Origin of the sequence: Streptomyces glaucus (genome assembly GCF_039533365.1) — a bacterium.
Lineage (GTDB): Bacteria > Actinomycetota > Actinomycetes > Streptomycetales > Streptomycetaceae > Streptomyces > Streptomyces glaucus.
Window position 1 is genome coordinate 1 of sequence record NZ_BAAATK010000100.1, and the last position, 8,990, is coordinate 8,990.

6 protein-coding genes and 1 pseudogene are annotated in these 8,990 nt (G+C 76.7%); 5 read left to right on the plus strand and 2 right to left on the minus strand.

Annotated elements, in window-relative coordinates; translation table 11 throughout:
- The 4 genes and pseudogenes from ABD363_RS31995 to ABD363_RS32010 all read left to right on the plus strand — a co-directional run.
- A pseudogene (locus tag ABD363_RS31995) lies at positions 1-345 on the plus strand (LysR family transcriptional regulator); the annotation flags it as partial.
- Entirely contained in the window at positions 342-1,277 is a 936-nt protein-coding gene (locus ABD363_RS32000; RefSeq protein WP_344609970.1) for a serine hydrolase, read from the plus strand. The pseudogene ABD363_RS31995 and the gene ABD363_RS32000, both read left to right, overlap by 4 nt.
- Before the next feature lie 331 nt (positions 1,278-1,608).
- Positions 1,609-3,021, plus strand: a complete 1,413-nt coding sequence (locus ABD363_RS32005; protein ID WP_344609971.1) for an amino acid permease — start codon at positions 1,609-1,611, stop codon at positions 3,019-3,021.
- 167 nt (positions 3,022-3,188) lie between these two features.
- Positions 3,189-4,151 carry a YihY/virulence factor BrkB family protein gene (locus ABD363_RS32010; RefSeq protein ID WP_344609972.1) on the plus strand — a complete coding sequence of 321 codons (963 nt, stop codon included), beginning with the start codon at positions 3,189-3,191 and terminating at the stop codon, positions 4,149-4,151.
- A 27-nt stretch (positions 4,152-4,178) separates the two neighbouring features.
- Here the strand turns inward: ABD363_RS32010 and ABD363_RS32015 are convergent, their stop codons facing one another.
- Positions 4,179-5,558 (minus strand): APC family permease, encoded by a 1,380-nt coding sequence (locus ABD363_RS32015; RefSeq protein WP_344609973.1) that lies wholly within the window; start codon positions 5,556-5,558, stop codon positions 4,179-4,181.
- 327 nt (positions 5,559-5,885) lie between these two features.
- Here ABD363_RS32015 and ABD363_RS32020 point away from each other — a divergent pair, with 327 nt between their 5' ends.
- A complete protein-coding gene (locus ABD363_RS32020; protein WP_344609974.1) occupies positions 5,886-7,427 on the plus strand; it encodes an SDR family oxidoreductase in 1,542 nt (513 codons plus the stop codon).
- 45 nt (positions 7,428-7,472) lie between these two features.
- On the opposite strand, the gene ABD363_RS32025 is transcribed toward ABD363_RS32020, so the two are convergent.
- On the minus strand, positions 7,473-8,990 hold a 1,518-nt coding region (locus ABD363_RS32025; protein ID WP_344609975.1), incomplete at its 5' end, for an FAD-dependent oxidoreductase.

Here is an 8,990-nt window from a genome sequence, read left to right on the forward strand (position 1 = left end):
CTGGCGCGCGCCGCCGCGCGCGCGGGACTGCCGGAGAGCCTGTTCCGGCCGGCCGCCGCGATGGCCGCCGCGGTCGCCGAGACCCTCGCCGGCCGGGCGAGGCTGCTGTGCCCGGAACCGTTCGCGCGGCGGCACGGGGCCGTGTGGGCGCCGCTGGCCGACACGTCGCTGCACCGGGGGTACGACCCGGCCGCCGCACCACGCCGGCCGGGCGTGCGGGACGTGCCGGACTGGCTGGCCGCCCTGCTGGCGGCCGCGGTCGGCGCCGAAGCGGCCGGGCCGGCCGGCCCGCGGCCCGCGGCCACGGGCCGGGACGCCGCGTCACGACTGGCGGCGCGCGCATGAGCGCCGCCCCGGCGCGCCGCCCGGCGTACGTCGCCGACCACGGCGCCCTCCTCGACGTCGCCGAGGCGATCGCCGCGGACTGGACGGCCCTGGGCGTCCGCGGCTCGTTCCTCGCCCGCAACATCGACACCGGCGAACAGCTCGGCTTCGACGCCGACGAGGCGGTGCCCCTCGCCTCGGTGGTCAAGGTCCCGCTCGCCCTGGTCGTACTGGACGAGATCGCGGCCGGGGAGCTCGACCCGGCGCGCCCGGTGACGGTCGACCCGGCCACGAGCAGTGTGGGACCCACCGGACTGGCCGCCTTCCGGTACCCGGCCACCGTGGCCGTCGCCGACCTCGCCCACCTCATGCTCACGGTGAGCGACAACGCCGCCGGGGACGCCCTGTTCGACCTCGTCCCGCCGGCGGACGTCGAGGCCCGTCTGGACGCGTGGGGGTGCACGGGCATACGGGTGCGGCACCGGTTCGACCACATGTACCGGTGCGCCGCCGGCGCCGCCGGCAACGACTTCTCCCTCGCCCAGGAGCTGGCCATCCGGGACGACCGCTCGGGGCGGCACACCATCGAGACGCTGGACCCGGCGCACGCCAACACGGGGACCGCCACCGCGCTGGTCGGCCTCCTGCAACGGGTGTGGCGCGACGACATCGCGCGGCCCGCCGCGACCGCGCAGCTGCGCCGGCTGATGGGAATGCAGGTCTTCACCCACCGGCTGGCGAGCGAACTGCGCGCCGACACCCTCAAGGTGAGCGGCAAGACGGGGACCTTCCTCCACCTGCGGCACGAGATCGGCGTGGTGGAGGCCGAGTCCGGCGACCGGGTGGCCGTGGCCGCGCTCACCCGCGCCGACCGCCGGGCCGGCCTGGCCCCGGACATCGACCTCGCCATCGGCGTCGGCGCCCGGCAGGCCTTCGAGGCGCTGCGCCGCTGAACCCGCCCCGCCCCGCCGCCCGGCCCCGTGCGGCGGGGACCGGGCTCCCCACGGGCCGTGCGGTGTGCCGCGCGGACGCCGGGCCGCGCCCGGTCCGGGAGCAGGCGGCGACGGGTCCGCCCGCTCGCGGCGCGCGGGCCGGTCCGCGGACCCCGCTCCACCGGTCGCTGCACGATTGCCGGTGCGAAGCCCCCCGCGGCGCACCTTTTACGGCGTCGGACCCCGTCAAACAAGACAATCGTGTGCGATTTGGAACGGTGCCGCGTCATGCCCGACCATGAGCTGCGTCCGGCGACCCCGGACGTCAGTTCGATGAGAGGCGCACCACCCCATGCACGTCCCCGGAACCGCCCCCCAGCCGGCTCCGGCCCCGCAGGCGACCCCCGCGGCCCCCGCCCCCACCACCCCCACCGACGACACCGCCGGCAGCACCGGCCGGCACGCCCGCCGCTTCGGGCTGCCCGTCGCCACCGCCCTGGTCATGGGCAACGTCATCGGCGGCGGCATCTTCCTCCTGCCGGCCTCCGTCGCCCCCTACGGCACGGTCAGCCTGGTGGCCTTCGGCGTCCTCACGGTCGGCGCCCTGGCCCTCGCCCTGGTCTTCGGCCGGCTCGCCGAGCGCCACCCGCGCACCGGCGGACCCTACGTCTACGCCCGCGAGGCCTTCGGCGACTTCGCCGGCTTCCTCGCCGCCTGGGCGTACTGGATCACCACCTGGGTGTCGAACGCGGCGCTCGCCGTCGCGGCCGTCGGCTACCTCGACGTGCTGATCCCGGTGAACGACCACCGGTGGACCGCCTGCCTGGCCGCTCTCGTCCTGCAGTGGCTGCCCGCGCTCGCCAACTTCGCCGGCACCCGCTACGTGGGCGCCGTCCAGCTCGTCTCCACCGTGCTGAAGTTCGTGCCGCTGCTGCTCGTCGCCGTCGGCGGGCTGTTCTTCTTCGACGCGGACAACCTCGGCCCCTTCGACGCCACCGGCACCGGCACGATCGGCGCGGTCTCCGCCTCCGCCGCGATCCTGCTCTTCTCCTACCTCGGGGTGGAGTCCGCCGCCGTCAGCGCGGGCGAGGTCCGCGACGCCCGGCGCACCGTGGGACGCGCCACGGTCATCGGCACCCTGGGCGCCGCACTCGTGTACCTGCTGGGCACGCTGTCCGTCTTCGGCACCGTCGCCCACGACCGCCTCGTGACCTCCACCGCGCCCTTCTCGGACGCCGTCGACGCCATGTTCGGCGGCACCTGGGGCGGCTGGGCCGTCGCGCTCGCCGCGCTGGTGTCGATGACCGGCTGCCTCAACGGCTGGACCCTGCTCAGCGCCCAGACCCCCTACGCCGCGGCGCGCGACGGCCTGTTCCCCGCCGCCTTCGCCCGCCGGCGGCGCGGGGTCCCGACCACCGGGGTCGCCGTCACCGTCGTCCTCGCCTCGCTGCTGACCGTCTACAACTACACGGCGAGTTCGGCGAAGGTCTTCGACGTCCTGGTCCTCGTCACCACGTTCACCGCGACCGTGCCGTACCTGCTGGCCACCGCCGCCCAGCTGCACCACCTGGTCTCGGGCCGGCACGACCTGGTCGACCGCCCGCGGCTGGTGCGCGACGCCGTGATCGCCGTGATCGCGGCCGCCTTCTCGATGTGGCTCGTCGCGGGCGCCGGATACGCGGCCGTCTACCAGGGCGTGCTGTTCCTGTTCGCCGGGATCGTGGTGTACGCCGTGCTGGCGGCGCGGCGCGGCAGGACACCGTGACGGGACCCGGGACGGGCCGCGCGTCCGGCGCCGTACGCCGGCGGCACGGCGTGCCGCAGGGCTGAATCGCGCGCGGCCGGGGAGACGGTATGCCGGGGCCCGCGACCGGCCGGTGCCCCGGCGGGCGCGCCCGCCGTCGGCCCGACGCGCGAGGAGAGACGCGGACCATGGGAACGGTCGTACACGTTCCGCAGACCCGGGACATGATCGGGGACGAGCTCTCCGGTGACGAGGCCTTCACCGCGCTGCGGCACTACGGGGGCGTCCGGCTGCTGCTCGACGCGTTCTCGCGGTTCCGCTACGCGGACGGCTTCACCAACGCGCGCGCCCTCGGCTTCCAGATCGTGCTGGGGCTGGTCCCGTTCACGATCGCCCTCGTCGGCGTCGCCACGGCCGCGCACACCGAGAGCGTCGGGCGGATCATCGAGCTGACCCTGGGCCGGATCGTGCCGGGCGCCAGCTCGGACGTGGTCGAGGAGGCGCTGCGCGGCACCCGCCGCACCGCCCACTCCGACGTCTGGAGCACGATCGCGCTCTGGCTCGGCCTCGCCTTCTCCGTCCTCAACCTGGCCTCGGCCATGGCCCAGGTGGAACGGGGCGCCAACCGGATCTACGGCATCGAACGCGACCGGCCCTTCCCGCTGAAGTACGGCCGGGCCCTGCTGCTCGCCTTCGCCGCGGGCGTCCCCATGGTCCTCGGCTTCCTCGTCCTCGTGGCGGGCGAGGCCGTCGGAGCCTCGACCGCCCAGGCCTTCGGCTGGTCCCGGGTGCCGGGCTGGTGGGGCGCCCTGGAGATCCCGGTGGGCACGGCCCTCGCCTGGGTCGCCTCCGCCGTCATCTTCCGCTGGTCGCCGCGCCGGGACCAGCCCGGTTACACCTGGCTCGCGTTCGGCTCCGCCGTCCACCTGGTGCTGTGGGTCTGCGCGACCTGGCTGCTGACGCTCTACGTCGCCAGGAGCGGTTCCTTCGGCGCCGTGTACGGGCCGCTCACCGCGTTCGTCGCCCTCCTGCTGTGGGCCAACCTGACGGGCATCGCGCTGTTCCTGGGCATCGCGTTCGCCGCGCAGCTGGAGGCGGCACGGGCCGGCCTGACCTCCGCCGTGCGGCCGGACCCGGGGTCCGGCCCCTGACCGCGGGCCCCGCGCCCGGCCTCCGCGTCACCCGCGCCCGGCCGTGTCGTCCGCGGCCGGGCCGGACCCGGTGCCGTCCGCCCCCGCGGCCCTCGCCCGCCGCACGGCGGCGAGGGCCGCCAGCACCGCCCCCACCCCGAGCACCGCCAGCCCGCGCCCCCACACCCGGCCCTCGATCTGCGTGGCGAGCAGGACGCACGAAGCGGCCCCCAGCACGGGCAGCACGGTGGGCGCCCGGAAGTGACCGGCGGCGCCGCCATCGCGGCGCAGCACCAGCACGGCCACGTTGACCAGCAGGAAGACCACGAGCAGCAGCAGGACCAGTGTGGACGCCAGCGTGGCGACGCCGCCGGTGAGCGCCAGGAGCATCGCCGCCGCGGTCGTGACCGCGATCGCCGCCCAGGGCGTGCGGCGGGCGGGCAGCACCTTGGCCAGGGCGGCGGGCAGCAGCCCGTCCCGGGCCATGCCGAAGGCGAGCCGCGAGGACATGATGCCGGTGAGCAGCGCGCCGTTGGCGACGGCGACGAGCGCGACGGCGCCGAACAGGCGGGGCGGCACCCCGCCCGCCTCCTCGACGACCTCCAGCAGCGGCCCGCTGGAGGCCGCCAGCCGCTCGGTCGGTACGGCCGCGGACGCGGCGACGCCCACCAGCACGTAGACGGCCCCGGCGGTGACGAGCGCCCCGAACAGGGCGCGCGGGTAGGAGCGCCGCGGGTCGCGGGTCTCCTCCGCCACGTTCACGGACGTCTCGAAGCCGACGAACGAGTAGTACGCCAGGACCGAGCCGCTCAGGACGGCGGCCATCGCGCCCTTCTCGGGGGTGCCGAGCCGGGTGAGCCGGCCGGGGTCGCCGTCGCCGCGCAGCAGCAGCCACGCGCCGAGCACGACGATGACGGCGAGCCCGGCGACCTCGACGACCGTGGCGAGGACGTTGGCCCGGGTCGACTCCCTGATGCCCCTGGCGTTGACCAGCGCGAGCAGCAGCAGGAAGCCCACGGCGACGGGCGCCACGGGCAGGGTGACGAAGACCGACAGGTAGTCGCCGGCGAAACCGCGGGCCAGCGCGGCGACGGAGACGACGCCGGCCGCGAGCATGCAGAACCCCGCGACGAACCCGGCGAACGGGCCGAACGCGCGGGTGGCGTAGTGGGCGGCGCCGCCCGCCCGCGGATACTTCGTCGCCAGTTCGGCGTAGGAGGCCGCGGTCAGCAGCGCCAGCAGCAGCGCGACGAGCAGGGGCACCCAGACCGCTCCGCCCGCGTCGGCGGCGATCTGGCCCACCAGGACGTACACCCCGGCGCCCAGGACGTCGCCCAGGACGAAGAAGTAGAGCAGCGGCGTGGTGAGGGCCCGCTTCAGGGCCGGGCCGGACGCGGTGGACGCCGGTTGTTCCTTGACGGTCGACATGCCGCCTCATGTCCCCCGTGCGGCGCGAAACACGCCCCCCACCGGCCCCGGGGAGGTACACCTCTCACCGCGGCCCCGGCTCACCGCCTGCGGACACCCGCCGGGCCCGGCCGGGACCCGGGCGGACGGCCGGCGGCGGAGCGGGGCAAAAGGGGCCGCACGGGCGTCCGCGGCCGTCCGCGGGCATGTCCGCCCCCCGCCGGGGCACCCGCCGTCGTCCGACCGCTCCCGCGACCGGACGCATCCGGACGCGCCGCCCGCACGGCGGGGACCGGGTGACGCGCACGGGGCGAGCCGGGGGACGACGGACAGGTAGCGGAGACGGACATGGGCGACGACGGGACGACACGGACCCCGCGCACGGCGGACGGGAACCTGACGTGCCTGGTGACCGGCGCGAGCGGATACATCGGCGGCCGGCTGGTCCCGGAACTGCTCGCCGCCGGCCACCGGGTGCGCTGCCTGGCACGCACCCCCGGCAAGCTGCGCGACCATCCCTGGGCCGGCCGCGTGGAGATCGTGGCCGGCGACGTCACCGATCCCGCGTCGGTCGCCCGGGCCATGCGCGGCGCCGACGTGGCCTACTACCTCGTGCACGCGCTGGGCACCGGCCCCGGCTTCGAGGAGACCGACCGCCGGGCGGCGCACGTCTTCGCCGAGCAGGCCCGCCGGACCGGTGTCGGCCGGATCGTGTACCTGGGCGGGCTGGCCCCGGCCGCGGTGCCCGAGACGGACCTGTCGCCGCACCTGCGCTCCCGCGCCGAGGTCGGCCGTGTCCTGCTCGGCTCCGGCGTGCCGACCACGGTGCTGCGCGCCGCCGTCATCATCGGATCGGGCTCGGCGTCCTTCGAGATGCTGCGCTACCTCACCGAGCGCCTGCCGGTCATGGTGACGCCGCGCTGGGTGCACACCCGCATCCAGCCGATCGCGGTCCGCGACGTCCTGCGGATCCTGGCCGGCTGCGCCCGGATGTCCGCCGAGGTGAACCGGGCCTTCGACATCGGCGGACCGGAGGTGCTCACCTACCTGGAGATGATGCGGCGCTACGCCGCCGTGGCCGGGCTGCCTCCCCGGATCATCCTGCCCGTGCCCGTCCTCACCCCCCGCCTGTCCAGCCTCTGGATCGGCCTGGTGACGCCGGTTCCCCGCCGGATCGCCCGGCCCCTGACGGAGTCCCTGCGGCACGAGGTGGTCTGCCGGGACGGCGACATCGAACGGTACGTGCCCAGCCCGCCCGGCCACCCCGTCGGCTTCGACCGGGCCGTGTCCCTGGCGCTGCAACGCGTCCGGGACGCCCAGGTCACCACCCGCTGGTCCTCCGCCTCCGTGCCGGGCGCCCCCAGCGACCCGCTGCCCACCGACCCCGACTGGGCCGGCGGCAGCCTCTACACCGACGTGCGGGAGGTGACCGCCGAGGTGGCGCCCGACGCCCTGTGGGACGTCGTCGAGGGCATCGGCGGCGAGAACGGCTGGTACTCCTTCCCCCTCGCCTGGGCGGTACGCGGCCGGCTGGACCGCCTGGCGGGCGGCGTGGGGCTGCGGCGCGGCCGCCGCGACGCCCGCCGGCTCAGGGCGGGTGACTCGCTGGACTTCTGGCGGGTGGAGGAGATCGAACGGGGGCGGCTGCTGCGGCTGCGGGCGGAGATGCGCCTGCCGGGCCTGGCCTGGCTGGAGATGCGCGTGGACGACGACGGGAAGGGAACCGTCCGCTACCGGCAGCGGGCCCTGTTCCACCCGCGCGGACTGCTGGGCCACCTGTACTGGTGGGGCATCTCCCCCTTCCACGCGGTCGTCTTCGGCGGGATGGCGCGCAACATCGTCCGCGCCGCCGCCGGCGCGCACGGCGCGCACGCGAGCGGCCCGCGGTGACCCCCGCCCCGCCCCGCCCGGTCCCGGGACACGGCCCGCCCGCCCTCACCCGCGGTGGCCCGCCCGCGCCGCGGCCCACCGCAGGACCGCCCCGCGCCCCCGGTCCGGCACCGTCCACAGGGCGTGGCCGCGCACCCCCCACCGCCGCAGCAGCGCGTTGGCGGCGAGGAAACCACTGGTCGCCGCCCGCTCCATCAGCGCCACCGGCAGACCGGTGCGCACCACGTCACCGGCCACGACCAGGCCCGGCGTGGGGGTGTGCACCGTGGGCCGGTCACCGTATCCGCCCACCGGGAACAGGGGGCAGTCGGCCCGCCACTCGTGGCGGGCGTCGACCACCCGCGCCCGCCCGGTCTCCGGGTACACCCGGTGCAGCTGGGCGAGCAGGTCCCGCTGCCGGGCCTCGCGGCCGGTGTCGTCGGGCAGGGCGTAGGCGTGCAGCTCCACCACCGACCCGCCCGTGCGGGCCGACCAGCGGGCGGCCTCGCCCTCCCAGCGTTCCAGCACGCTGACGTTGTCCAGCGCCCCGTATCCGCTGGTGCCGAGGAAGCCGGGGCGGTCGCGCCGCACGGGACGGTCCAGCCACAGCCGGGACACCAGGAACGGCGGGGCGGTGCGCAGCCGCGCGACGCGGGCGCGCCAGCCGGCGTCGCCCAGGCCGGGGGAGCGGGCCACCAGGGAGCGCAGCCCCGCCGGGTCGAGGGCCAGCACGACGGCGTCGTACCGCTCCCGCGCGTCCCGCGCGGCCACGGTGAGGGCGCCCCCGGGCAGCGGGGTGACGCTCTCGACCGGGGCCGCGGTCCGCAGCCGGGCGCCGAGCCGGCGCAGGCGGTCCGCGAGCGGGTCCCACAGGGCCGCCGGGAAGGGCTCGGCGGGCACGTCGAACAGCAGGCCCTCGGCCGAGCCGAGGAAGTAGACGTGGAACATCAGGGCCATCTCGGCGGCCGACAGCTGCCGCGGGTCGGCGAAGAAGCTCCGGGAGAACACCTCGAACGCCAGGTGCCGCGCCGCCCGGGGAAAGCCGATCGCTTCGAGGAGGTCGTGGGCGCTGACGTGGTCGAGCCGGTCGTACACCTGCGGGACCCGCACGTCGAGCAGGGGCAGCGCGGCCCGGGGGCTCATCCGCGGCAGGTCGCGCAGCCCGAAGGAGGGACTCAGCGCGACGAACCCGAGCGCGCTCCACGGCGGGGTGCGCGGCACGCGCCGGAAGCTGTCGTACGCGCCGCCGCCGTGCCGCAGGGGGTAGTCGGGCAGGCCGGTCAGGCGCGCCAGGCGCGGATCGGTGCGGCGCAGCAGGGCGCGCAGGTTGTAGTACTGCCGGAAGAAGGCGTGGAAACCGCGGCTCATCGTCACCGGGGTGCCGTCGGACAGCCGGGTGGGCCACCCGGCCAGGCGCCCGCCGAGCACCGCGTCGCGCTCGTACAGCGTGACGCGCACCCCGCGCTCGGCCAGGGCCGTGGCGGCGGTCAGCCCGGCGACGCCGCCGCCGACGACCGCGGCGCAGGCGTCGCCCCCGGCGCGGTCCGCGCCGGGCGGCGCGGGCAGCAGCCGTGCCCGCCGGTC